The organism is Mycobacterium sp. ACS1612 (assembly GCF_001667505.1).
In the GTDB taxonomy this organism is placed as follows: Bacteria; Actinomycetota; Actinomycetes; order Mycobacteriales; family Mycobacteriaceae; genus Mycobacterium.
In genome coordinates, this window is record NZ_LZHZ01000035.1 from 131,380 (window position 1) to 154,184 (window position 22,805).

The 22,805-nt window shown below is 65.8% G+C and carries 25 protein-coding genes; 11 read left to right on the forward strand and 14 right to left on the reverse strand.

The annotated features are described in order from the left end of the window. Positions 1-43 precede the first annotated feature (43 nt). Both A5724_RS35025 and A5724_RS16025 read left to right on the forward strand, forming a co-directional pair. Positions 44-2,644, forward strand: coding sequence for a hypothetical protein (locus A5724_RS35025; RefSeq protein WP_067803560.1), 2,601 nt, complete (start codon positions 44-46; stop codon positions 2,642-2,644). Positions 2,645-2,667: 23 nt separating this feature from the next. After that, entirely contained in the window at positions 2,668-3,015 is a 348-nt protein-coding gene (locus A5724_RS16025) for a hypothetical protein (RefSeq protein ID WP_082965050.1), read from the forward strand. A 2-nt stretch (positions 3,016-3,017) separates the two neighbouring features. Here the strand turns inward: A5724_RS16025 and aceA are convergent, their stop codons facing one another. Then, the gene (gene aceA / locus A5724_RS16030) at positions 3,018-5,318 is read right to left on the reverse strand and encodes an isocitrate lyase ICL2 (RefSeq protein WP_067803563.1); all 2,301 of its coding nucleotides are present in this window, start codon (positions 5,316-5,318) and stop codon (positions 3,018-3,020) included. A 141-nt stretch (positions 5,319-5,459) separates the two neighbouring features. Here aceA and A5724_RS16035 point away from each other — a divergent pair, with 141 nt between their 5' ends. After that, positions 5,460-6,779 carry a sensor histidine kinase KdpD gene (locus A5724_RS16035; protein ID WP_067803566.1) on the forward strand — a complete coding sequence of 440 codons (1,320 nt, stop codon included), beginning with the start codon at positions 5,460-5,462 and terminating at the stop codon, positions 6,777-6,779. A gap of 5 nt (positions 6,780-6,784) precedes the next feature. On the opposite strand, the gene A5724_RS16040 is transcribed toward A5724_RS16035, so the two are convergent. Then, positions 6,785-7,534 (reverse strand): DinB family protein, encoded by a 750-nt coding sequence (locus A5724_RS16040; protein ID WP_067803569.1) that lies wholly within the window; start codon positions 7,532-7,534, stop codon positions 6,785-6,787. 233 nt (positions 7,535-7,767) lie between these two features. Here A5724_RS16040 and ripD point away from each other — a divergent pair, with 233 nt between their 5' ends. Continuing rightward, entirely contained in the window at positions 7,768-8,388 is a 621-nt protein-coding gene (gene ripD / locus A5724_RS16045; RefSeq protein ID WP_067803572.1) for an NlpC/P60 family peptidoglycan-binding protein RipD, read from the forward strand. Between the two features lie 13 nt (positions 8,389-8,401). Here the strand turns inward: ripD and A5724_RS16050 are convergent, their stop codons facing one another. From A5724_RS16050 to proS, 3 genes are read right to left on the reverse strand one after another with little or no spacing between them, the layout of a single operon-like run. After that, positions 8,402-8,635: a DUF6480 family protein gene (locus A5724_RS16050; protein ID WP_067803575.1), complete on the reverse strand. Its 234-nt coding sequence runs from the start codon at positions 8,633-8,635 to the stop codon at positions 8,402-8,404. 35 nt (positions 8,636-8,670) lie between these two features. Then, positions 8,671-10,254 (reverse strand): methyltransferase regulatory domain-containing protein, encoded by a 1,584-nt coding sequence (locus A5724_RS16055; RefSeq protein WP_232004864.1) that lies wholly within the window; start codon positions 10,252-10,254, stop codon positions 8,671-8,673. Positions 10,255-10,298: 44 nt separating this feature from the next. Further along, positions 10,299-11,705, reverse strand: coding sequence for a proline--tRNA ligase (gene proS, locus A5724_RS16060; RefSeq protein WP_067803581.1), 1,407 nt, complete (start codon positions 11,703-11,705; stop codon positions 10,299-10,301). 67 nt (positions 11,706-11,772) lie between these two features. Here proS and A5724_RS16065 point away from each other — a divergent pair, with 67 nt between their 5' ends. Then, positions 11,773-12,522: a CDP-diacylglycerol diphosphatase gene (locus A5724_RS16065; RefSeq protein ID WP_067803585.1), complete on the forward strand. Its 750-nt coding sequence runs from the start codon at positions 11,773-11,775 to the stop codon at positions 12,520-12,522. 7 nt (positions 12,523-12,529) lie between these two features. On the opposite strand, the gene A5724_RS33810 is transcribed toward A5724_RS16065, so the two are convergent. The 3 genes from A5724_RS33810 to A5724_RS16075 all read right to left on the reverse strand — a co-directional run bounded on the left by A5724_RS33810 (position 12,530) and on the right by A5724_RS16075 (position 13,918). After that, entirely contained in the window at positions 12,530-12,820 is a 291-nt protein-coding gene (locus A5724_RS33810; RefSeq protein WP_156752308.1) for a hypothetical protein, read from the reverse strand. Positions 12,821-12,920: 100 nt separating this feature from the next. After that, positions 12,921-13,577, reverse strand: a complete 657-nt coding sequence (locus tag A5724_RS16070; RefSeq protein WP_067803878.1) for a maleylpyruvate isomerase N-terminal domain-containing protein — start codon at positions 13,575-13,577, stop codon at positions 12,921-12,923. Next, on the reverse strand, positions 13,574-13,918 hold the full coding sequence (locus tag A5724_RS16075) for a hypothetical protein (RefSeq protein WP_156752309.1): 345 nt from the start codon (positions 13,916-13,918) through the stop codon (positions 13,574-13,576). The genes A5724_RS16070 and A5724_RS16075 overlap by 4 nt, the downstream gene beginning before the upstream one ends. A 170-nt stretch (positions 13,919-14,088) precedes the next feature. Here A5724_RS16075 and A5724_RS16080 point away from each other — a divergent pair, with 170 nt between their 5' ends. The 3 genes from A5724_RS16080 (at position 14,089) to A5724_RS16090 (ending at position 16,109) form a co-directional block, all read left to right on the forward strand. Further along, entirely contained in the window at positions 14,089-14,691 is a 603-nt protein-coding gene (locus A5724_RS16080) for a hypothetical protein (protein ID WP_067803592.1), read from the forward strand. A gap of 54 nt (positions 14,692-14,745) precedes the next feature. Next, positions 14,746-15,735: an amidohydrolase family protein gene (locus tag A5724_RS16085; protein WP_067803595.1), complete on the forward strand. Its 990-nt coding sequence runs from the start codon at positions 14,746-14,748 to the stop codon at positions 15,733-15,735. A gap of 101 nt (positions 15,736-15,836) precedes the next feature. Beyond that, positions 15,837-16,109, forward strand: a complete 273-nt coding sequence (locus tag A5724_RS16090; protein WP_067803598.1) for a hypothetical protein — start codon at positions 15,837-15,839, stop codon at positions 16,107-16,109. 1 nt (position 16,110) lies between these two features. On the opposite strand, the gene A5724_RS16095 is transcribed toward A5724_RS16090, so the two are convergent. Both A5724_RS16095 and A5724_RS16100 read right to left on the reverse strand, forming a co-directional pair. Further along, entirely contained in the window at positions 16,111-16,755 is a 645-nt protein-coding gene (locus tag A5724_RS16095) for an FKBP-type peptidyl-prolyl cis-trans isomerase (RefSeq protein WP_082965054.1), read from the reverse strand. 14 nt (positions 16,756-16,769) lie between these two features. Further along, positions 16,770-17,378 (reverse strand): class I SAM-dependent methyltransferase, encoded by a 609-nt coding sequence (locus A5724_RS16100; RefSeq protein ID WP_156752310.1) that lies wholly within the window; start codon positions 17,376-17,378, stop codon positions 16,770-16,772. A gap of 252 nt (positions 17,379-17,630) precedes the next feature. Here A5724_RS16100 and A5724_RS16105 point away from each other — a divergent pair, with 252 nt between their 5' ends. Together A5724_RS16105 and A5724_RS16110 are read left to right on the forward strand one after the other, a co-directional pair. Further along, on the forward strand, positions 17,631-18,377 hold the full coding sequence (locus tag A5724_RS16105) for an alpha/beta hydrolase (RefSeq protein WP_067803606.1): 747 nt from the start codon (positions 17,631-17,633) through the stop codon (positions 18,375-18,377). A 40-nt stretch (positions 18,378-18,417) separates the two neighbouring features. Then, entirely contained in the window at positions 18,418-18,726 is a 309-nt protein-coding gene (locus A5724_RS16110) for a hypothetical protein (protein ID WP_067803609.1), read from the forward strand. Between the two features lie 221 nt (positions 18,727-18,947). On the opposite strand, the gene A5724_RS16115 is transcribed toward A5724_RS16110, so the two are convergent. From A5724_RS16115 to A5724_RS16125, 4 genes are all read right to left on the reverse strand, one after another. Further along, positions 18,948-19,814: an alpha/beta fold hydrolase gene (locus tag A5724_RS16115; RefSeq protein ID WP_197518675.1), complete on the reverse strand. Its 867-nt coding sequence runs from the start codon at positions 19,812-19,814 to the stop codon at positions 18,948-18,950. Between the two features lie 2 nt (positions 19,815-19,816). Then, positions 19,817-20,080, reverse strand: a complete 264-nt coding sequence (locus tag A5724_RS35170) for a hypothetical protein (protein ID WP_197518676.1) — start codon at positions 20,078-20,080, stop codon at positions 19,817-19,819. Between the two features lie 65 nt (positions 20,081-20,145). Next, on the reverse strand, positions 20,146-20,712 hold the full coding sequence (locus A5724_RS16120) for an HD domain-containing protein (RefSeq protein ID WP_067803612.1): 567 nt from the start codon (positions 20,710-20,712) through the stop codon (positions 20,146-20,148). Positions 20,713-20,788: 76 nt separating this feature from the next. Beyond that, positions 20,789-21,529, reverse strand: coding sequence for a DeoR/GlpR family DNA-binding transcription regulator (locus A5724_RS16125; RefSeq protein WP_082965056.1), 741 nt, complete (start codon positions 21,527-21,529; stop codon positions 20,789-20,791). A gap of 185 nt (positions 21,530-21,714) precedes the next feature. Here A5724_RS16125 and A5724_RS16130 point away from each other — a divergent pair, with 185 nt between their 5' ends. Continuing rightward, positions 21,715-22,764: an autoinducer 2 ABC transporter substrate-binding protein gene (locus A5724_RS16130; RefSeq protein WP_067803617.1), complete on the forward strand. Its 1,050-nt coding sequence runs from the start codon at positions 21,715-21,717 to the stop codon at positions 22,762-22,764. Positions 22,765-22,805: the final 41 nt, after the last annotated feature.

Sequence of the window (22,805 nt, forward strand, 5' to 3'; positions counted from 1 at the left end):
CGCCGGCGCCTGCTGAAGCCGCCGTCTCTTCAGGGAGCACAGGGTGACTGCGACCACCGAGCACGCAGCACCGCCGTCACCGGCGGTGCTGCAGCGAGCCGATGGCGTCGAACTGATCGGGGAGATGGCGGGATCCGGTTACAAGATCCCGCCCTCCCTGGTCCGCCGCGCCGACGGCCAGACCGTCCAATTGACCCCGCTGTTGTACGCGACACTGCAAGAGATCGATGGTCGTCGTACCGCGGAGGAAGTGGCCACGGCCGTGTCCGACTCGACCGGCCGGGACGTCAGCGAAGACAACATCCGCCACCTCGTCGACAAGCAGCTGCGCCCGCTCGGGCTCTTGGTGCTTCCAGACGGCAGCCAACCGCAGACCAAGAAACGGAATCCGTTGCTGGGTTTGCGGTTCCGTTGTGCGGTGACCGAGCCCGAGCGTACGAAACGGCTCACCGACCCGTTCCGGTTTCTGTTTCGACCGTGGATGGTCGTTCCGCTCCTCGCGGCCTTCGCGGTCGTGTGTTGGTGGGTGTTCTTCCGGAAAGGGTTGGCGCACGCCGCGTATGACGCCTTCGAGCGTCCGGGACTGCTGATCCTCGTTTTCGCGGTCACCATCTTCTCGGCCGGCTTCCATGAGTTCGGCCATGCGGCGGCGGCGAGGTACGGAGGGGCGACGCCGGGCGTGATGGGCTTCGGTGTCTACCTGGTCTGGCCGGCGTTCTACACCGACGTCACTGACTCGTACCGACTCGGCCGCGCCGGACGGGTACGCACCGACCTCGGTGGGTTGTACTTCAACGCGATTGTGGCGGTTGGCATCACCGGATTGTGGTGGTGGTTGAGATACGACGCGCTGCTGTTGGTCGTCGCCACCCAGATACTGCAGATGATCCGCCAACTCGGCCCGATGGTGAGGTTCGACGGTTACCACGTGTTGGCCGACATCACCGGAGTGCCGGATCTGTACTCACGCATCAAACCGACGCTGCTCGGCCTGCTTCCGTGGCGGTGGGGCGACCCACACGCACGGATGCTCAAGCCGTGGGCCCGCGTGCTGGTGAGTGTCTGGGTGATGGTGGTCGTGCCGCTGTTGCTGTGTACCCTCGCCGGTGCCATTCTCGCGCTTCCGCGCCTGATCGGTACGGCGTGGGCGGCCCTGGGTAAGCAGCAGGCTGTCTTCATGACAGCCTGGGCTGACGGCGACGTCATCCAGGCAACGGCGCGCGTGTTGGCGATCATCGCGATTCTCATCCCGGTCGCGGGCGTGGCATACATGTTGGTTCGGATCGTGCGGCAAAGCATCGTCGGTGCCATGCAGACTACGGCCGGCAAACCGGTCCTGCGCACGCTGGCCATACTGGTCGGCGCAGTGGTGATGGCCGGAATCGCGTACGCGTGGTGGCCGGGGGACGGCAAATACCGGCCTATTCAGCCATGGGAGCGCGGCACCGTCGGCGACATCGCCTATGCGCTGGGAGTCGAGCGTATGGAGCAACCCTCGCGAACCATCGCATCGCCGCAACCCGCCGCGGCATCCCGCACGCTGGTCAAAGGCCAGCGCGGGGTCATGACCGCCGTGTGGGATGCCACCAGGCCGCCGACTTTCACCCATCCGCAACTTGCGGTGATCCTGGTGCCCACCAAGGTTTCCGGAGCAATGGTCGGCGGAGGCGGTGGCGGATTCGCCGCTCCGACAACGACCGCCGACCAAGGCTGGGTCTTTCCAGTCAGTAAACCATTGGTGCGGGAATCCCCGGACGACAACCAAGCCCTGGTCTTCAATACCACCGACAACACGACGGATTACGAAGTCGCGTTCGCGATGGTGTGGGTGGAGGATGGCCGCGATGCGATGAGTGTGAACGAGGCGCAGGCTTACGCATCCTGCGACTCATGCTCAGCAGTCGCCGTCGCCTATCAAGTGGTTCTCGTCATCGACACCGACAACACCGACGACAACGTCGCAGCCCCACAGAATCTCGCAGGCGCACTCAACTACGACTGCGTGAACTGCATGACCTATGCTCTCGCCGAGCAACTCTTCATCACAGTCGAAGGCCCTCTGACCGACGCGAACAGGACCGAACTCGAGGAAATCTGGGGGCGGATCCAAGACTACGAAGACGAGCTCAACGCGAAGGTAGATGCTGGTGGGTTGACGCCCGAAGAGATCGAGCAGATCGACGATGACCTGGCGGAATTCAGCACTCAGATCAAAGAAGTCCTAGCCGACCAAACAGGCACGGTCTCCTCGTCAACGGCGTCGGCGACGGCCACGCCGGGGGCACCGTCCACTGCAACGTCCCCGACAGCGTCGCAAACGGTGTCATCAACGCCGGTCGTGTCGCCGACCGCGACGCCTTCTCCGTCTGCGACAGCGGAGTCGACAGCGTCGCCGACTCCGACATCAAGCTCGTCACCGACTAGTTCGTCGAGCGCCCCGACGGCCACGACCGGTGAGCCTTCCACGTCCGGCGGCACGACCACGTCCGCTGGCACCACATCGACCGGCAGCACCCCGGACGGATCGACGTCGACCGGCACCACGTCTGACGGATCCACCGGCTCTACAGGATCCACCGGCTCTACATCCAATGACTCCACTTCGGACGGAACGACTTCGGGCGGAACGGCAACGTCGCCGTAGTCGCCGACCTAAAATCGTGACTCGTGACACGCCCGTCGCATCGCATCCTGATGCACGACCAAGCGCTGACTCGCGGCCAGGCGCGACGAATGTGTCGACGGTTCGAGGGTGTCGGCGTCACCATTCCCGCCGCGCGACTGAGGCAGATCTCCGCAGGCGCGCCTGCATGTGAAGCCGAATTGACCGATGTCAGTTTCGCGATCGCCGCGACCGAGTTCCAGCGCGAGGAACGCCACACGAGGCTCAAGCGTCGTCAGCGTCGACTCGCGCGGGGGCTGATCGTGGCGGGCCTGGTGCTGCTGCTGCTCAACTCGCTGCTGTGCGTGGCATACCTGTTCTTCACCCTCGCCCTGCACAGCTACCCGTACTGAGTTCAGTCCTCCTTGCGGATCAGCCTGCCCAGCGCCTCGCGGTCGGGTGCGAGAAGTTCGTCGATGCGGGCCTGGTTCACGTCGGCGACGATGATCTCGCCGACCTCCTGATAGACGTCGCTGAAGATGCCGTGCGACTTCATCTTGTCGGTTTGGTAGATGTTGTCCTCGGTCGGCGTGACGTAGTAGACGATCTCGGGCTTGAAGCGGTGGATCAGCCACAAGTGAATGACGTCCATCAGTCGCTTCTTACGCAGCTTCTCGGCGAATGTGTTCTGGTCTCGCACGGTCAGGATGCTGCGACCGTGCCTGTCCTTGATCGGGTCGACGATCACGTTCGCGAGCTTCTCGTCCTCGCCGCCCGCACGTTCCCCGAAGATGCCCAATTCCAGCACATCTGAGCCCGGGCGCGTCGGCCGCAACTGCACACGCAGTTTCTCGCCGATCTGGTTGTGCTCACCCCACATCGCCAGCCACTCCTCGAGCAGCTTCTTCGGCACCTCGGTCTGTACCAGGTGCTGGTGCTGGGTGGAACCCTTCCCCATCGCCTTGGTGGTGGCCGTGCGGCCCGACGACGCCGTCAGCGCGGCGTCGCTACGCGGCCCGCCGACCAGTGTTTGCGGTGTCCGGTACGGAGATTCGACCAAGCGCATCTTGCGCTGCAACCGCGCCAGCGCAAGCATGCCGTCCTGCCGAAGCGCGGTGGCGAACTCCTCGGAGGCCACGCCGTCGACCTGATGGCCGCCGTAGGTGATGAAGTTGAAGACAAAGCCCATCTTGCCGAGTTCCTCGGGGAAAGCCCGCATTTCGTCGTCGGTCATCCCGGTGGTGTCCCAGTTGAACGACGGTGACAGGTTGTAGGCCAGCATCTGGTCCGGGTACACGGCGTGGATCGCGTCCGCGAACTCCCGCGCATCGGCCAGATCGGCGGTCTTGGTCTCCATCCAGAGGATGTCCGCGAACGGCGCGGCGGCCAGTGATTTGGCGATCGCGTACGGGATGCCGCCGCGCACCTGGTAGTAGCCTTCCGGCGTCTTCGCGAGTTCGCAGTCCCAGCCGACTGCGGCGCCGAGTTCCCGCGCCTTCTCGCGGGCGGTGTACAACGGTGCGCGCTGGGCGAATTCGCGCCACTCGGCGACACTCAGCTCGGGGGGCTCGCCCTCGCTCTCCCGGAACTCGAGCAACTCCGCGACCGCTTCGCCGTAAGTCATCAGGCCGGCGTCGACCTGCCACGCATCCACGAACTCCGATTCGACCTTGTCGAAGATCGCGTCGATCGAATGATCCGCGCCGTCCTGGTACGCGGATGCGGCCTCGGCGACCGACGCCGCGATGCCGTGCCGTTCCAGCCAGGCATCGGCGGCGGCGTATTCGCCGTCGGGCAACGCGTAGAGCAGATGACCGTTGAGTTCGGTGACGCCGGAATCGTAGAAGCGTCGCATCATCGCCAGGTAGCAGGCCTTGTACGACGGGATCTTCAGGTTGGTGACGCCGAGCAGGAAAGGCTGATCGCGTTCGTCGGCGCGGCTGTCGATCAGGTTTGCGGCCTCGGCGTCGGTGCGGGCGACGATGATGCCGGGCACCCGCATCACGTCCAACTGGAACCGCGCGGTGTTGAGTCGCTTGATTTGTTCATCCGACGGAACCAGCACCTTGCCGCCCTGGTGGCCGCACTTCTTCGTGCCCGGCCGCTGATCCTCGATGTGGTAGCCCGGCACACCGGCTTCCACGAAGCGACGAATCAAGTTGCGCACGTGGGGATCTCCACCATGGCCGGTATCGGCGTCGGCGATGATGAACGGCCGGAAATCGGTGGCGGGCGTCGCGGCGCGCTGTCCTTCGGTCATCTGCACGCGCAGATACTGCTGGTTGCGGTCGGCCGTCAGCAGCGCCCGAACCAGGCCCGCGGCCTCTTCGGGCACCTGGCTGAGCGGATAGCTGGCCAGGTCGGGCCCGGGGTCCTCGGTGGTGGAGCCCTTGGCCGACGTCGCCCAGCCGCCGAGGTAGATGCCCTCGATGCCCATCCGCTTCATGGCGACGGCCTGCCCGGGGGAGTACGGGCCGAAGGTGGTGATGCTCTTCTTCTGGGCGAACAACTCGCGCAGTCGCGGGTAGAACGCCTCGGCCGCCTCGCGGGCGACGGTGTAGTCGGTGACGATGGTGCCGCGCTGCTCGACCACCTGCCGCGCCGAATACAGGCGGATGATCCCGTCGAAGCGCGGACTGTCGAAGTACTGCTGGGTGGCGGCGACTTCCCGGTCGAACGGAGTCTGGGGCGCCGCATCCGTTTCGATGATGGCCATGGGTCAATGCTCCTCTTCGAGCCAGCTTCCAACGACAACCCCGACCATACGGCGCGACTTTCGCTGGTGGTGGCGTAATCAGCAACGCCTGACATCCGGCAAGATGTCAGGCATGTCCGGTCCTGCGCTACGACGCTGCTGATGCAGCGCGTGCTCTCGCTGCGCATCATCGTCATCGTCGCGGCGCTTTCCGTGGTTGCCCTGGTCATCACGCTGGGCGCCTGGGTCTGGTTCGGGGTGACCAACGATCAGTACAGCCAACTCGACCGCCGACTGGACTCCGTGAGCAGCCTCGGTGACATCAACACGCTGCTGAGAAGTGTCCAGAACAACACCGACGAGCAGCCCCAGGCGAACGGCGGCCTGGTGCGCACCGTCCGCATCGGCCGCGGCACCGTCTCGGTCCCCCGCGACATCGTCTTGCCGCAGTTCGAGAACGGCTACGCCAACACAACGATCAACGGTGTCGAGTACCGGGTCCGGACCTTCTCCGCAGGAATGGCTTCGGTCGCCGTCGGGGCGCCGACGTCGGAGACCGAGCACCGCATCGACGAACTCCACCGCCGCGTCCTGCTGATCTGCGGCGGGGTGATCATCGGCACCGTTCTGGTCGGCTGGGTGATGTGGCTGATCATGATCAACCCGTTCCGGGTGCTGGCCCAGCAGGCCCGCGCGATCAACGCGCAATCCAAACCCGAAGAGGTGCAAGTGCGCGGCGTGCAGGAGGCCGTCGAGATCGCCGAGGCGGTCGAGGGCATGCTCGCCCGCATTGGTGACGAACAACGTCGCACCAGGGCGGCGCTGGAATCCGCCCGTGATTTCGCGGCGGTCGCCTCGCACGAACTGCGGACCCCGCTGACGGCGATGCGGACCAATCTCGAGGTGCTGTCCACGCTGGACCTGCGCGACGAGCAACGCAAGGAAGTGGTCGGCGACATCATCAGAACGCAGAGCCGGATCGAGGCGACGCTGACCGCGCTCGAGAGGTTGGCCCAAGGCGAATTGACCACCGTCGACGACTTCGTCCCCGTCGACATCACCGAGCTGCTGGACCGCGCAGCACACGACGCGATGCGCAACTACCCGAATCTTTATGTGTCGCTGGCGAGTTCGACGACGGTGTTGATGGTGGGGCTGCCCGCAGGGCTGCGGCTGGTGATCGACAACGCGATCACCAACGCGATCAAACACGGCGGTGCCACCGAAATCCGGCTCAGCGCAGAGAGTTCCAGCCACGGCGTCGAGATAATCGTCGACGACAACGGCGCCGGTGTGCCGGAAGAGGAGCGCGCCAGGGTGTTCGAGCGATTCTCCAGGGGCTCGACAGCGGCGCGGTCCGGGTCGGGCCTGGGCTTGGCGCTGGTGGCCCAGCAGGCCGAGTTGCACGGCGGCACCGCCGCGCTGGAGGGGAGCCCGATGGGCGGCGCGCGACTGGTGTTGCGGCTTCCGGGACCGAAGTAGGCGCGTCAGGTTCGTTGCGTGAGCGCGTCCAGATCGCGCTCGGCATACAAGCGGTGCTGCCACTCCTCGTTCAGAACGATCAGCAGGCATTGCCGCAGTGGGAAATCGGCCAATCTGGGCCAGCCCGGCTCGGAGCGGGTCACCGCCGCAGCAAGGGCAGCGTCGGTCAGCGACTCCAGGAAACTCCGGACCATTGCCTGGCGCTCACGCCGGACGGTGAGCACCTCGTCGAGCGACGGTTGCACGTCGCGGTCCCAGGGGATGCCGTCCCACCCGGGCGCCTCATCCCACGGCAGATCCAACGGATGCCACGGCGACGGATCGCCGAGTGCCATCCGGCCCACCCAGGCGGCGGTCGCGAAGTTGAGGTGGCGGAGGGTCTGGATGAACGACCATTCGCCGTCGACGCTTTCGTGCAGTGCCGCCGGAGTCAACGCCATCGCCCGTGCCACCGTGGCTTTCCACAGCTGCTCGAGGATCGCCCACGCGTGGCGGAAACCGTCGCTGTCCTCGGGCCGCATCATGGCCCGCTCGGGCATGCGGCGGTCCAGTTCGGCCTCCACGAGCGGTGCGATGTCGACACCGTTCACAACGACGTTGTGTAACTCGCCGCTGATCTCGACGTCGACGAGTTCGACCCCGCGCATCCGGCTGCCGGTGAACTCGACACCGCGGAACTGGGCGCCGCTGAGATCGACTCGTTCGAACCGGGCTCCAGACAGATCCCGATCGCGAAACGACCTCGTCGGCGGCACGGAAGCCACGCTAGTTGGTTCTCGGGGATCGGTCACAGATCTTCACCGGCATGGTCACGGTACGACAAAGAATCCGGCGCTGACCTGGGGAAAAGCGCGTGCAGCGGCTTCGCTGTGTTGCTGAAGTGAATATAGTGACTGGTGTTAATTAGCTCGGCAACGCGGTCATGGGTGCCCGGAAACCGCATCGAAACAGGTGTGGCAACCCCGCCACGGGAACGAAGGAAGCACGAATGAAACGCATCTGCGCCGTGATGCTCGGGTTGGCTCTGCTGATCGCGACGCCCGGTATCGCGACCGCCGACGCCACCCGCCAGCAGGCGATCAACCTTGTGATCCAACGGGCACTTTCGCAGCGCGGCGTTCCGTTCGCGTATGGCGGCGGCGATGCGTCGGGCCCCAGCCTCGGCACGGTCGCGGTGGAGACACCAGCGGTCGCCGCCGAGCCGGGTTTGCCTGCCGCACCGCTTGTTCCGAGCGCAGGCGCGGCCGGCCTCAGCCTCGCCCCGGTCACCAGCCCGGCGACCGTGGGCCTCACCCCTGTCGCCGCCCCGACCGCCGAACAACGCGTCAGTAGGGTCGGGTTCGACGCGTCCGGTCTGATCGTCTACGCATTCGCGGGCGTCGGCATAAAGATGCCGCGGTCCTCGGGCGAGCAGTACAAGGTGGGCCAGAAGGTGCTGCCCTCGCAGGCGCTGCCCGGCGATCTGTTGTTCTACGGTCCCGACGGCACCCAGAGCGTCGCGCTGTTCATCGGCAACGGTCAGATGGTCGAGACCACCGACAGCGGGGTCGCGGTGTCGGCGGTGAGGACCACCAACATGGCGCCGTATCTGGTCCGCATCATCGCCTGACGCTCGCCGACGGCTACATCTCGACGAGCAGTCCGACGGCGACGGCGGCGAACAACAGCACCAGCACCGCGACGGCGATCAACCCGATCACGGTCGCGGGCGTCAGCCGTCGCCTCGGCCGGGGTTCAGGTTCGCCGAGTCCGGAGGTTTGCGCCGAGTCGGGCGGAGTCGCGCCCGGTGCGACGCCACCGCCGGGCTCGAGGCCGGGAGTTCGTGCCGGATCTGGATCCGGTGGTTGAGCAGTCATACGACGGGCGCATACCCGATCGCGCGGACCTCACACTAACCAAGCCGCAGCAACTTCATCTCCGCAAGACGCTGCGGCAACCCGTCGACGTAGGCGGCCAGCGCTTGGCCGTCCGTGGACATCGCGCGCTCAGCCGTGCCTGCCTGTAGCGCAGCGAGCAACGCGTCGCGATCGCGGCTGCCGTCCAGCAGCGGCAGCGCCAGACGGTCCAGCGGCGACAACACCTGTGTCTCGTGCCAGAGGTTGAAAGTCGACGCTTCACTGTCGTTGCGCGTCAACTCCGCCATGCGCCTTGCGGTTTCGTCGAGCCGCAGATTGCCTGTCACCGGTTCCGGGGATACCGGGTGGAGTCGACAACGCCCCTGGCCCTGCAGGATCAGCACGCCCATCAGGTTGTCGACGAGGTCCGGGATGCCGTCGCTGGGATTCAGCCCGGCGCAGACCAACCGCTCGTGCACCGCATCCACCAGATCCTGGCGTGACAGCGTCCACGGCCAGCGGGCGGTGAGCGCGGCGAGTGCGGCCTTGACCCCCGGATCGTTGGTGAACAGCGTCGCCCCGTCACCCTGGTCGAATTCCTGACGCGAGTGGTCCAGACGGGTTTCACCGTCGACCGGCGGCGCCGACACGGCGATGTGGAAACGACGGAATCGCGACGGGTCGGGGTTGTAGCGAATCCGTTGTGCGCGGTCGGCGTGTACGAACAGCGTTTCGCGGAACGTGCGATCGGCGACGAAGTCGAGGTATTGCTCCACCAAAACCTGCACACCGCCGCACTTTTCGAGCAGATACTCCGCGACCTTCGGTCCGTAGTTGGCAGGCACCATCGCCTCGGGGCGTGCTTCTGACAGATACACCAGGCCGTGTGCGCCTGCGCGGCCGAGCATCTCGTAGAAGTAGCACGGCGCGTTGAACGTCTCGAGTTCGTCGTGCAGGAGGAACGAATCGGCGAAACCCATAGCGTGGGTCTTGGAATCGGCGATGATCCGCGCCAGTGCACTGTCCGCGGACTGCGCTTCCTCCAGGAAGTCGACCATGCGCCTGGCCTCGCGCACCTTGTCTTCCGGTGAGGTGCTGCCGCCGCTGGCCAGCAGCATCGCGTCGCGCAACACCTCCTTGGACTTCCAGCCCGGGTACACGTTGTAGCTCAGGTAGGCGACGCCCTGTGGTGCGAGCAACCTGCGGAAGGCGGCCAGTAGCGCGTCTTGCACCTCAGGCGGCACCCAGCTATAGACGCCGTGTGCGATGACGAAATCGTATTGGCCCAACGCATCCAGATCCAACTCGGCGATATCGCCGGGCAACAACTCCAGGTTGGACATGCCCAACGCCTGCACACGCATCCTGCCCTGGTCGATCTGCACTTGCGACAAGTCGATGCCAACGACGCGGGCGTGCGGATGCGCCGCCGCGAACGGGAGCAGGTTACCCCCGCTGGCGCAGCCGATCTCGAGCACGCGTGCCGTCGCCAGATCGGGCGTCTCCAACCCGAACAGGCACGCGACCGCGGCCAGTAACCCCGGTGCGGACTGCGGAAATGAATTCGAGGTGTACGGCGTCGCGTCGTAGTCGGCGCGAAGCTGGTCCATCGCGTCGGCCAAATCGTCAACTGGATGCATCACCGCGGCATCGGACCACAATTTTCTTAACGGAAGGTGTCGATTCAGTACGCCCTGGCGACGTAGGCGAGCGCGTCGTCATCATGATCGGTGTCGGGCAGCGAGCCGTCGGAGCCATGCAGGCACCGCACTGTCAATCCGCTGGTCGCGAGATCCTGTTCGCCCGCCAGGCCGACGGTTTTCCACGGCAGCCGCGCCACGCCTGTTTGCGCGGCCTCGCGAGCCTGGTCGACGGTGGTGCAGTCGGTGATGGCCGCGTCGCGGCGCGCCGTCGCGGCCGCGAGCATGTCGCCCTGCATCTGCATGACGAGGTGGGCGACCCGGTCGGCGACCTGGTCGACGCCCACTGTGGACTTCTCGCGGGTGTCGCGCCGGTACAGCAGCGCGGCGTTGTTGCCCAGGTCGCGTGGCCCGATCTCCACCCGGATCGGCACCCCTTGCAGGTCCCAATCGGTGGCGCGCCTGCCGAAGGAGTGGTCGACGTTGTCGTCGAGGATCACCCGTATGTTGTGGGCCGCGAGGTCGTCGACCAACGCCGAAGCGGCCTCACACACCGCGCCGTCGTCATCCTTGACCACGACGACAACGGCCTGCACGGGCGCCAGCGCGGGCGGCAAAACCAACCCGTGGTCGTCGCCGTGGCACATGATCAGCCCACCCAGCATCCGTGTGGACGCGCCCCACGACGTCGTCCAGCACAACTCGCTTCCGCCGTCGACGTTGGAATAGCTGATACCGAACGCGCGACTGAACCGCTGGCCGAGTTCATGTGAGGTGGCCATCTGCAGCGCCTTGCCGTCGCGCATGACCCCCTCACAGGTCATGGTGTTCTCGGCACCGGCGAAGCGCTCCGTTGCGGTTTTGCGGCCGACGACGACGGGCATCGCCAGCACGTTGACCAAGAAATCCCGGTAGACGTCGTACAGGATGCGACGGGCGTACTGGCCCGCTTCGGCCTGGTCCGCGTGCGCGGTGTGGCCCTCCTGCCAGAGAAACTCCGTGGTACGCAGAAAGATTCGCGGCCTCAGCTCCCACCGAACGACGTTGGCCCACTGGTTGAGAAGCAGCGGAAGATTGCGATGGCTGTCGATCCACTTCGCCATGTACTCACCGACCACCGCCTCACTGGTCGGGCGGATGGCGAGCGGTTCGGCCAGTTCCTTACCGCCGCCATGCGTGACGACCGCGAGTTCGGGACTGAAACCCTCGACGTGCTCGGCCTCACGATCGAGGAAGCCCATCGGTATCAACAACGGGAAGTAGGCATTCTGGGCGCCTGCCGCTTTGATGCGGGCGTCCACTTCGGCCTGCATTCGCTCCCAGATCGCGTAGCCGGTGGGCCTGACGACCATCGTTCCGCGCGCTGGCCCGTTGTCGGCCAGCTTCGCCTTGGTCAGCACGTCTTGGTACCAACGCGGGAAGTCGTCTTGCTGAGAGGTCAGCACCGCCATATGACCAAGGCTAAAGGTGCGGGGGAAGCGAATTTTTCGTTGCCGAGGCTGCCGTAACCTCCGTGGCGTGAGTCGAGGCCGATGGTTCCCGTTCGCTCTGGCGCTCGTCGCCGCCGCCGCGGTGTCGGCGGCGCCTGCAAGTGCCGACCCGGATGCGCTGTGGACCGTCGTGCACGACCAGTGCGTGCCGGATCAGCAGGCGCGCGCCGACCCAGCACCGTGCTCGCAGGTGAACCTCGACGGCGGATACGCCGTTTTGAAGGATCTCGTCGGCGCGACGCAGTTTCTGCTGATCCCCACCGAGCGGATCTCCGGTATCGAAAGCCCCGTGCTGCTCAACCCGAACGCGCCTAACTACTTCGAGGCAGCCTGGGAGGCAAGGAAATTCGTCGACGACCGGGCAGGTGTCGACATTCCACGCGACTGGATGAGTCTCGCCGTCAACTCCGCCGCCGCGCGAACGCAGAGTCAACTGCACATCCACATCGATTGTGTTCGCGCCGATGTGGGGGACACGCTGAGCCGACGCATCGCCGAGGTCGGCCCGCAGTGGGCGCCGTTCCCCGAACCGTTGGCGGGTCACCAGTATCAGGCATTGGCGGTTGCGGCTGAGACGCTGGAGGCGACCAATCCTGTTCAGTTGCTTGCGAAGCGGGCCGACGACATGGGTGCCGAAACGCTCGCGGTGGTGGGCACGTTTCTGGCTGACGGTCGGCCCGGCTTTGTGGTGCTCGCCAGCCGCGCCGACCCGGCGCTCGGAAACCCGGGTGCGGCTGAGGAATTGCAGGATCACGCCAGGTGCCCACCGGGAAAGTGACCCGCTGCTACACACACAGGTTGAACAGGCAGACTCCCCCGGGAGGCTCCCAGCCGCCGTTCCATCCGCCGGGAATCGGACCATCACCCTGCCATGGCGGCGGGGGCGCCCATCCCACCGGACCGGGTCCGCCCCAGCCGGGACCGCCATGCCATGGAGCGGGTGGCCCCGGGTGCCAGTCGACGGGGGCAGGCGCAGGCCCGGGGTCGGCATTGGCGGCTCCGGCGCCGATCCCAACGGCGCCGGCGGCGAGCCCACCCGCGATGGCAAGGGCGGCAACGAACTTGACGGGTTTCATCGTTGATCACTCCTAGTGGTTCGTCGATCAGGACAACACCACTCATGTTCGTCGGCGAACGTAAGCACGCACTGTGCGCCGCTTCAGCATCAGCTATTCATCAGCCGAGAAACAGCGGCAGCCTCTCGGCCAGCGCACCCAGCTGGGCGCGCTGATGCTGGGTGGGCGAGCGTCTTCCGGTGCCGATCAGCAGGGCGTCCTCATCGGACAGCGACGCGGGAAGCGCTGCGCCTGCGATGTTCTCGAGCATGGCGCGGGAATGACGCAGTCCGGCCGCGGGTGGACCCGACGCGGTCGGAACAGGGGCGATCAGGTCGAGATGGTGCAGCGTCCATTCGAGCACGTAAGCGGACAGATAGTCGGCCGCGGTGAGGACTTGCCCACGCGTGCCCACCCGCATGTCGGGGTCGACGAGTTCGGCGGCGCGGCCCGCCGCCGCACCGATGTCATCGAGGTGGAACTTCAGCAGGCCAGAATCTTCGTAGGCGGCGGCCAGTCGGACGGTGAGGGCGTCGAGCGGGTCGTCACCGGTCGGCGGGGCATCGGCGATCTCCCAGTAGGTGGTGTCGTTGCGCGTCGGTTCGGCGTCCGAGGGCGTGACGAGCGTGATCAACACATCCTGCGCATCGATGATCAAGTGGCACACCAGATCTCGCACCAGCCAGCCCGCGCACCCGGACGGCTCGGCAAAATCCGCCTCGTCGAGTTCGGCCACCGCCGAGCGCAGGGCCGTCCACGAGCGTGAGAACTGGGTCAGTTGTTGCACAGGTGGCAGCACTGCTTGTCGTCGTCGGTCAAGTTGTGCAGGAACACCGCATGATTCGGGCATTTCGCGCCGTCGGTTCGCAGTCCCAGCGTCGACCAGCAATCGGCGAACGGCTGCTCAGGGCAAGCCGCGACGGGGAATGTCTCGAGCGGGGCACGAAATTCGGCCAGCGAGGGGAGCAGGTGTTCGCGATTCGGGGCGTAGCCGAGCACGTGCCAACGCTGACCGGCGGCCCCGGCGTCGAGGAACACGGACGTCAGACCCTTACTGATCATCACGTCCGTGGCACCGGTGTCGTGGTCGGCGGTGATGATGTTGGCCACGAGCCCCATCAAACACTCCAGCCAGGGCACTGGTTGTGCGGCGCACCGGTAACCAACCGCCGTCATCGGACGATAAGCCACACGACGAACCAGGTATCGCTGACCGTGGCGAGGCGCTAGCCTTGCTCGGAAGTCGGGTCCGGCGCTCTGGGGCGCCACCAGAGAGGACAACCGGGTTTATGACCGAACGAACACGCGCCGCGTTGGTGCGGGTGGCAGTCGCGGGTGCTTTCATCGCTGGTGGCGCACTGGCCGCGGCCGGGCAGGCCGTCGCGGAACCCGCGGCGCCGCTACCGACGCCGACCCCTGGCGTGCCGCCTCCACCCGGTCAGCCGGTGCTGGACCCGAACGCCGGGGCGCTGGCGGCACCTCCGCCGCCGCCTGCGGGGCCGCCGACGGTGCCCGAGATCCAGAACCCCGTCTACGGCGCCGGGCAGACGCCGGGCAATTTCGGGTACCTGCGGGATCTGTGGCACACCTTCCACAGCGGCAACCCGCTGGAGAACCTGACCGCGCCGATCGAGGGGGCGCCAGGGCCGCCGCCTGGTGCGGGCCCGCCGCCGCAACTACCGCCCGGGTACATCTCCATCAACGCCCCCGAGTCCAACGGGCCCCCGCCCAAGGGACCGGCGACGGGCGGACCGCCGTTGCCGCCCGGGTACTACCCGCTGAACGGCCCGCCGCCGCCCGGGTACTTCGACACGCCGCCGGCCGACCCGGCTGCTCCTCCGGCCGACCCGGCAGCACCACCGATCATTCCGCCGGCGCCGCCGGCTCCTTGATCTGAGGAGCTGACGTACAGGACCAACCCAGATTCCGCTCCTAGGCTCGCGGAAATGAAGTTGGTCGGTTTGGAAGAACATTTCGCGACGCCCGAGTTGATCGGCGCATGGCAGGCCCTGGAGCCGCAGTGGCGGGATATCGGCATCGCCGGTTCGGCCGACGACGAAATCGGCCTCCGGCTGACCGATCTCGACGGCGAGCGGATCGCCGCGATGGACGCCACCGGTCTCGACGTCTCCGTTCTGTCGATGACCACCCCGGGGCTGCAGAACCTCAGCCCGCAGGATGCGGTGGCGCTGCAGGCGGTGTCCAACGACACGCTCGCCGACGCGGTCCGCCGCCATCCCGATCGGCTGCAGGGCTTCGCCGCACTCGCGACCCCTGCCCCCGATGCGGCAGCGGCCGAACTCGAAAGGGCCGTCAGGAAACTCGGGTTCAACGGCGCCATGCTCTACGGGCGCACCCGCGACCGCAATCTCGACCATCGTGACTTCTGGCCGATCTTCGAGGCGGCAGAGGCACTCAACGCGCCGCTGTACCTGCACCCACAACCGCCGCCACCGAACGTGCGGGCCGCTTACTACAGCGGACTGGGCGATGCGGTCGACGCCGCATTGGCCACCCACGGATTCGGGTGGCACTACGACGCGGGCCTGCAACTGCTCCGGCTGATCCTTGCTGGCGTGCTTGACCGGTTCCCGGATGTGCAACTGATTCTCGGGCACTGGGGCGAGGTGATGCTGTTCTACCTCGACCGCATCGACAGGATGACGCGCATCACCGGCCTTGCCCGGCCGATCTCCGAGTACGTGCGCACCAACGTCTACGTCACGCCGGGCGGCGTGTTCAGCCAGCGTTACCTGCAGTGGTCTCGCGAGGTGCTCGGCGCCGACCGCATTCTGTTCGCCTCCGACTATCCCTACGTGCTGGCAGCAGACGGCGGCAGCCGCCGCTTCCTCGAGGAGGCCGACCTCAGCGACACCGAACGGGAAAGCATCGGCGCGGGCAATTGGGAGAAGCTGTGCGCCGGGATCCGTCGGTGACCTGACCGACGCTGGAGGGGAGCGGCCGGCCGCGCCGGGCGTGGGCTAGGATGCTTACGTCAGCTAAGGATCCGGTTTCGTCTCACCACTGGAGTCATGTCATGACCTCGATCAAGACCACGCTGGCTGCCATCGCAGTTGCGGGCGGGCTCTCGGCAGGCCTGGGTGCTGCCGTCGCGAACGCTGACCCCGCACCGCCGCCGCCCGCGCCCGTGCAGGGTGAAGTGCCGCCGGACTGGGCGCCCCGCAAGCCGGCCGAGGTGTGGGACGGGCAACCCGTCGTGTGGTACTCGGGTTGGGGCGGACGCTGGGGCGTATGGATCAACGGAGGCTTCATTCCGCTGTCGTCGAACCCGGTTACCGGCGGCGGGTAGTTCAGTCCGAAATGCCGAGGACTTTGATCGCGAAGATGAGCGAGTCGCCTTTCTGGATGCCGGCGCTCGGCTGACCTTCCGGATATCCGTCGGCAGGGGTCATCGCGACCGCCACGGTGGATCCGACCTTCTGTCCGGCGATGGCCTTCTGGAATCCCGGCACGACGCCGGTGAGCGGAAACTCGGCGGATTGTCCGCGTTCGTAGCTGCTGTCGAACACAGAACCGTCGCGTCCGTTGACCCCCATGTAGCAGACCGACACCGTCGCCGTGGGCGGCACGACCGGCCCGTCGCCGGGCTTCAACGTGTAAACCAGCGTGTCGGTCACGCTGAACGGGCCGCTCACCTTGATCAGCGGTGCGGCCGTATCGGTGGATCCGGTGACCGCGACGCTGCCGGTGGCACCGGACTGCGTCCACTCGGGTGCGCCGTCGCCAGCCGGAGGCGCCGTCGGGCAGGTGCTGGCGTCGGTTGCGGTTTCCGCGATGGAGGGCGCGGTGACCACGTCGGTGCCGGAAGCCGAAGATGAGGTCGCCGCAGACGGCGTTGAATCCGAACCACATGCGGAAAGGGTGACGGCGAGCGTCGCGGCACCGGTGGCGAGCGCAACGAATGAAGGCCAACGAGAGAAGTTCACGCTCGACACGCTACACAGGTCGACTAATCGACCGCGATCTTGCGCAAGAGGTAGTTCCAGTACAGGACTTCCCGGCCCTCGTCCTCATAGCCCAGAGTCTTCTCTGACGTCACGACCTCAAAGCCTGATTCGGTGATGACGGGCAGAATTTCGTCCGCCGTATACGATTTGAGTCCGGACTGCGCATACAGGTCGCTCTTGTCGGGCACGGTCAGTCCGAAGACGCCGCCGGGGAGTAGCTTTCGGTGTACCTGTCGCAGCAGTCGGGTGGGATAGATGATGTACTCCATCACGCCGAGCATCACCGCCGCATGGAACGAGGAGTCCTTGACCCGCCATTGCGATTCGAGGTCTTGTTCTATCACCTTCTTGTACGGCAATTTTCGCGCGCGACGGACCATGGCGCCGACGCCGTCGATACCGGTGACGTCGTGGCCATGTTCGAAGAACAGCAGCGACGAGAGCCCCGTGCCACAGCCGAGGTCGAGGATGTTCGCCCGGATCGGCCCCAGCGCATCGACGATCAGCTGCGGCACATCCACGTACGCGGTGTACTTCATGTCATCGCGCAGATCGCGTTCGTAGGTCTTCGCGAGGTGTGAATAGATCGCTTTCACTGATGTGAGCCGCACCGGAACAGACGATAGCGCTTAAGGATGCGTGACAGCGGCCGAATCGCCAAGGCCGATACTCCGACCGCGAAAAGTGTTGGACCGGTGGCGAACCGCTTGTTAGTGTGCGGACGGCCGTGACATCACGCGAGGAGGTGAGACCCATGAACCAAGTGACCACGTGGGTGCTCCCACTCGTGTTCACGGTCGAGCAGCGATAGCCGTAGGTGTCGCCGGGAGCGCCTGAACAAGGCAATCTCGAAAGGCAACACCATGCATTTCACTTCGCGGACATCGTCGAACGGTGTCGTCGAACGAACCTTCATCCTGGGTGAGATCACCGGCGTGCTCTGGTCACCGGCATCCGTAACCGCGGGCCGGCCCCTGCTGCTGACCGGACACTCCGGCGGCATGCACAAGAAGGCGCCGGGGCTCGTCGCCCATGCGCTCCACCACGTGACCGCCAACGGGTTCACCGTCGCCGCAATCGACGCGCCCGGCCACGGCGACCGGCCACGTAGCTCCGAGGATCGGCGATGGGCCGAGGCCATTCATCAGGCCCGCGCTGCCGGCGAGCCGATCGCACCGATCGTCGCCGGTTACAACGCGGAGTTGACGCAGCGCGCCGTGCCGGAGTGGCAGGCCACCTTGGATGCTCTCCAAACGCTGCCCGAGATCGGCGCCGAGGCGCCGGTCGGCTACGGCGGGGTGGCCCTTGGCGTGGCCACCGGCTTGAAGCTGACGACGGTGGATCGCAGGATCGGTGCCGTCAGCTTCGGCGCGGCCGTCGTGACGCCCGCTCTGATCGAATTGGCACGAAGCATCACCGTCCCGGTCGAGTACTGGATGCCGTGGGATGACGAGAATTCCAGCCGGGAGTCCGATCTGGCGTTGTTCGATGCGTTCGCCTCACAGCAGAAGACACTGCGCGCCCACTCGGGTGGCCGCTATCAGGCACCCGAATACGAGCGCGACTGCACGGCCCGGTTCTTCGCCCACCACCTCGGGGCGAGGAGTTGAAGCCGGTTTGAGCACGCACTGGATGGGGCAGGCTGACGCCATGGGAAAGTTCGTTCGTCGCGCGACATTCGTCACGTCCACTGTTGCGCCGATCGCCGCCCTGTCGTTGGTCATCCCGGCAGCGGGTTCGGCGGAACCGCTCGATTGCCAGAACGGCCAGTGGTGGGATCCGGTCGCCAACGTCTGTCAACCGCCGCCACCGGCCCCGGTCGGCTGCCAGAACGGCGATTGGTGGGACCCGGTCGGCAACGTGTGCCGGCCGCCATTGGTGCCGTTCCCGCCGAACTGCGGGGACGGGCAGTACTGGAATCCGGTTTCCAACGCGTGCCGTCCACTCGGCCAGGTGTAGCGGTGGTGGTCAATTCTCGGCGGCGGAGAACTGCGCACTGAGTCCGCCGCCGACGTCTCACGCCGCGCCGCTCACGAAGCTGGCTAGACCGGAGGCCAAAAACGCCACCACATCGAAGGTTTCACGCGCTTCGGCCATCCGGGTTCCTGTGTGTTCTGGTCAACCGATCTGATGCAGAGGTCAACCAGTTGGTCAACGGCGTCGTTGGCGCGGGTGTCGTGCTAGCCGGATTCGGCGGATGCGGCTTCGACGATCAGGGTGGTGAGTTCGGCCGGTACCGACAAAAACGGCGAATGTCCTGAGGGCAACCGCCGGACATCGGTGGCGCGCTGCGCGAAAACATCCTGGCCGTCGCCGAAGGCGACATCGTTGTCGCACACGATGTAAGTCGACGGCACGTCTCGCCATGCCGCATCGGTCAGCGGTTGGGTGACCGCCTTGAGGCTGAAGGGCAGGAGCCGGGCCGCCGCCCGGTCGGCCTCGTCGGCATTGAGGTCGTTGAAGAACAGGTGTTGGGGATTGTCGACCGTCATCACGTCACCGTCGATGAGCCACCACGGGGGTGGCTGGTCACCGGTGACATCCAAAAGCGACTCACCCGTGTCGAGTTGGAACGCACACACGTAGACCAGTCGCGCGACATTGGCTTGCCCGGCGGCGCCCTCGGACACCACCGCACCCCCGTACGAGTGCCCGACGACGACCACTGGGCGGTCGATATCGCCGATGGCGCGACGCACGACGGCAGCGTCGTCGTAGAGCGCGAAGTTCGACGCACCTTCGGCCGCCGTCGTCGGAAGGTCGACGGTTCGCACGTCCCACCCCGATTCCGTCAGCATGGTGGTCACTGTCGCCCATGTCCACGACTGCATCCAGGCGCCGTGGACAAGCAGGATCGACGGGCGTGAATTGCCCATGGCGGCAACTCCGTTCAGGTTGTGACCAACGTCAATGGGCCAGTTCTCGGTGGTGACTTGCCCGACCAGTCGCACGACGCAGTCCCGCATCGCGACCAGTTCCTTTTTCGAGGATGGCGACAGGTTGGGGCCGAACGGACTCAGCGCGCTCCACGCCGTGCCCAAGCTCATGATCATTGTGATCGGGAAGGCTGGGGATAGCTGTCGCTCAGGCTCCCAACTTGCTGTGCTGGTCTGATGGCGGCGAGTTTCCCGGGTCGCGCCTTAGCGCGTGCGGGCACCGCACCGGCCGGCATTCCCAGAGCGCTCCTCGCCAGCAGGCGCATGAGTTCCGGGTGGCTCTGGGCGTAGTCGAACAACCGCCCGGTGAAGCCGCGCAGCCTTGCGGCATCGAAGCTCAATTCCTCATAAAGCCGAGGCAATTCAGCTGCAAACACCGAGAATTCGCTCAGCGCGGCCTCGAGAATCCGCTGCGCGATCGGGCATTACTGACGCGGCTGCGTTATCGCGCGGTCCATGGTTCGCGGGCGAAGATCTCTTCGACCATCGGGCGGAAGAAGTCGAGCGCCCGGTGCTCGAATTCGACATCGAAGCAGTTCTGGTCGTACTTCTCGCAGAATTCCACGCAGTCGTCGAACCACGGATGACCGCGATACTTCTCCCTGGCGTCGCGGACACCACCCATGTGGGGTGCGTAGTAGTACTGCTGAAATTCCGGGTGCGCCTTGACAATCCAGGCCATCCGCTCGGATACGTACGGCGCGATCACCGCCGAGGCGAACGCACCGTGGGCGTGCGGCGCGTAGGTGTCTCCGATGTCATGCAGCAGCGCGGCGACGACGTACTCGACGGGGCGGCCGTCGTCGAAAGCGCGGGTCGCCGACTGCAGGGAATGGTCCAGCCGGCTGACCGGGTATGCCTGCTCACCTTCTGCGAGGGCTTCAACCAGTGCGATGACGCGGGGGACAAGTCCGGCGTTGTTCGCCGCTTCCGCGCGAGCGATGAGCGCATAGTCTTCCGCGGTGCCCTCGACCATGGTGCGATACGTCGCTCGTGTTGGGGTGCTCATCGCCGACTCCTCTCGACACAGTCTCGAACCAACCTAGCCGCCGCGTGTTTCGGCGACGTATCGCGCGCCTGTCACGTCAGCGGTCGACCGCGACGCGGATGACAGGGAGTGGGAGCGCGGCGGCGCGAATGGGGTCGAGCATCGAATCCGTTATGCCAGCGGTGAACTCCTCGAATCCGAAGACCTTGAAGAGGGCTTCGCGGCCGAACTTGGAGCTGTCGGCGACAAAGAATGCCTCGCTCGCGATCGACCGCATCTTGCGCTTCAATTCGATCTCATAGCTGGAGGCGGAGTAGATGCCGTCGTCCATGATGGTGCCTGCCCCGAAGATGGCCACGTTGACGCGCAGATTCTCGACCTGCTGCACAGATGTGGGACCCCACATGCCGAACCCGGACGGCAGGAGTTCCCCGCCGACGAACACCAGGTTGATCGACGGCTTGGACGCGATCTCCAGGCCGACACGAAGATCGTGGGTGACCACTGTCAGCCGGGAATGGTGCAGGTGTCGGGCCACCTCGAGGGTGGTTTCCCCGGTGTCCAGCAGGATCGTCTGACCTTCGTGCACGCGTTCGGCCATCGCCGCACCGATCGCCGCTTTTTCCGCGTGGTGCCTGCTGCTTTTACCGGGTGCAGCGGGTCCACGGTCGACAGGCACGGCGCCGCCGTGGGTGCGCTCGATGATGCCATCCGCGGCGAGCTTGTCGAGGTCGCGCCGGATGGTCGACGCATCGACGTCGAATGCCCCAGCCAGCGCGTTGACGCTCTGAAACCCCTGATCCCGCAGGCGATTGACGATATCCGCGCGACGTGACATTCCGGACAGCCTTCTCTCGAGTAAGCGCAGTGTTAGCCACATGATGCACGATTTCGCGCATTTGCCACACCGTATTGCACGATTTCGTGCCAGCCGATGCTTGACTGTGCGCAGGGTCACGTCTACTGTCACGCAGGTCGGGCTGCGGTCGGCCCGAAATCCTGGAGCTCACAAGGGAGTGACGAATGCAGCAAAGGCGGGCGGCCCTTCTGGGGGCCGTGGGCTTGACCATGACCCTGATCGCCGGCTGCGGCTCAGTCGGCGGGGGAGCCGCAGGTAACAGCAGTGCCCCAGCCGGCGGCGGCACGCAGGACCCCAAAGACATGACGATGGTCAACGTCGTCAAGGTCAAGGGCATCGCGTGGTTCGACCGGATGGCCGTCGGCGATCAGAACTTTGCGAAACGCACCGGCGTCGACACCCGGCAGGAGGGCGCGGACGACACGAGTCCGGAGAAGCAGATCCAGATCATCCAGGACTTGATCCCGCAGCACCCCACCGCCATCACCGTCGTGCCCAACTCGCCTGAGGCCTTGCAGAACGTCCTCGGCCAGGCCCGCGCGCAGGGCATCAAGGTGGTGACGCACGAGGCCACCGGAATCCAGAACGCCGACATCGACATCGAGGCATTCGACAACGCGGCCTACGGCAAGCAGATCATGCAGAACCTCGCGCAGTGCATGGGCCAGCAGGGTAAGTACGTGCAGTTCGTCGGCGGGTTGACCGCGAAGACGCACATGCAGTGGGTCGGCGCAGCGCATGACCTGCAAACCAGCCAGTACCCGAACATGACGCGCGTCGAAGACCCGATCGAGAGCACCGACAACGAGCAGGCGGCCTACGAGAAGGCCAAGGAAGTGCTGGCCAAGTACCCGGACATCAAGGGCTTCCAGGGCTCGGCGGGCAACGACGTGCCCGGAATCGCGCGTGCCGTTCAGGAAGCTGGACTGCAGAACAAGATCTGCGTGATGGGCACGTCGATCCCGTCCGCGGCATCGAAGTACCTCGCCGACGGATCTATCGACAAGATCTTCTTCTGGGACCCCGCACTGGCCGGTGAGGCACAACTTCAGATCGCCATGATGCTCGCCCAGGGCAAGAAGATCGAGGCAGGCACCAACCTCAACATCCCCGGATACGAGTCGCTGACCAAACTCGACGGGTACGACAACGTCTACGTCGGCAACGCCGCACTCGAGGCCGACGCAAAGACCATGTCCCAGTACAACTTCTGACGATCAGCACCGCAGCTGAAGGCACGGTCGCGCCGATCCCT

Excerpts from the sequence above, each read along its gene's own strand:
- A5724_RS16035 (WP_067803566.1), top strand. The coding sequence starts at position 5,460 with ATGCAGCGCGTGCTCTCGCTGCGCATCATCGTCATCGTCGCGGCGCTT.
- A5724_RS16075 (WP_156752309.1), bottom strand. The coding sequence starts at position 13,918 with ATGGGGCTCGTGGCCAACATCATCACCGCCGACCACGACACCGGTGCC.
- proS (WP_067803581.1), bottom strand. The coding sequence starts at position 11,705 with ATGGCGGTGCTGACCTCTCAGCAAGACGACTTCCCGCGTTGGTACCAA.
- A5724_RS16080 (WP_067803592.1), top strand. The coding sequence starts at position 14,089 with ATGACCGAACGAACACGCGCCGCGTTGGTGCGGGTGGCAGTCGCGGGT.
- A5724_RS16130 (WP_067803617.1), top strand. The coding sequence starts at position 21,715 with ATGCAGCAAAGGCGGGCGGCCCTTCTGGGGGCCGTGGGCTTGACCATG.
- A5724_RS16120 (WP_067803612.1), bottom strand. The coding sequence starts at position 20,712 with ATGAGCACCCCAACACGAGCGACGTATCGCACCATGGTCGAGGGCACC.
- A5724_RS16115 (WP_197518675.1), bottom strand. The coding sequence starts at position 19,814 with ATGAGCTTGGGCACGGCGTGGAGCGCGCTGAGTCCGTTCGGCCCCAAC.
- A5724_RS16105 (WP_067803606.1), top strand. The coding sequence starts at position 17,631 with ATGCATTTCACTTCGCGGACATCGTCGAACGGTGTCGTCGAACGAACC.
- A5724_RS33810 (WP_156752308.1), bottom strand. The coding sequence starts at position 12,820 with ATGAAACCCGTCAAGTTCGTTGCCGCCCTTGCCATCGCGGGTGGGCTC.
- A5724_RS16085 (WP_067803595.1), top strand. The coding sequence starts at position 14,746 with ATGAAGTTGGTCGGTTTGGAAGAACATTTCGCGACGCCCGAGTTGATC.
- A5724_RS16090 (WP_067803598.1), top strand. The coding sequence starts at position 15,837 with ATGACCTCGATCAAGACCACGCTGGCTGCCATCGCAGTTGCGGGCGGG.
- aceA (WP_067803563.1), bottom strand. The coding sequence starts at position 5,318 with ATGGCCATCATCGAAACGGATGCGGCGCCCCAGACTCCGTTCGACCGG.
- ripD (WP_067803572.1), top strand. The coding sequence starts at position 7,768 with ATGAAACGCATCTGCGCCGTGATGCTCGGGTTGGCTCTGCTGATCGCG.
- A5724_RS16125 (WP_082965056.1), bottom strand. The coding sequence starts at position 21,529 with ATGTCACGTCGCGCGGATATCGTCAATCGCCTGCGGGATCAGGGGTTT.
- A5724_RS16050 (WP_067803575.1), bottom strand. The coding sequence starts at position 8,635 with ATGACTGCTCAACCACCGGATCCAGATCCGGCACGAACTCCCGGCCTC.
- A5724_RS16055 (WP_232004864.1), bottom strand. The coding sequence starts at position 10,254 with ATGCATCCAGTTGACGATTTGGCCGACGCGATGGACCAGCTTCGCGCC.
- A5724_RS16110 (WP_067803609.1), top strand. The coding sequence starts at position 18,418 with ATGGGAAAGTTCGTTCGTCGCGCGACATTCGTCACGTCCACTGTTGCG.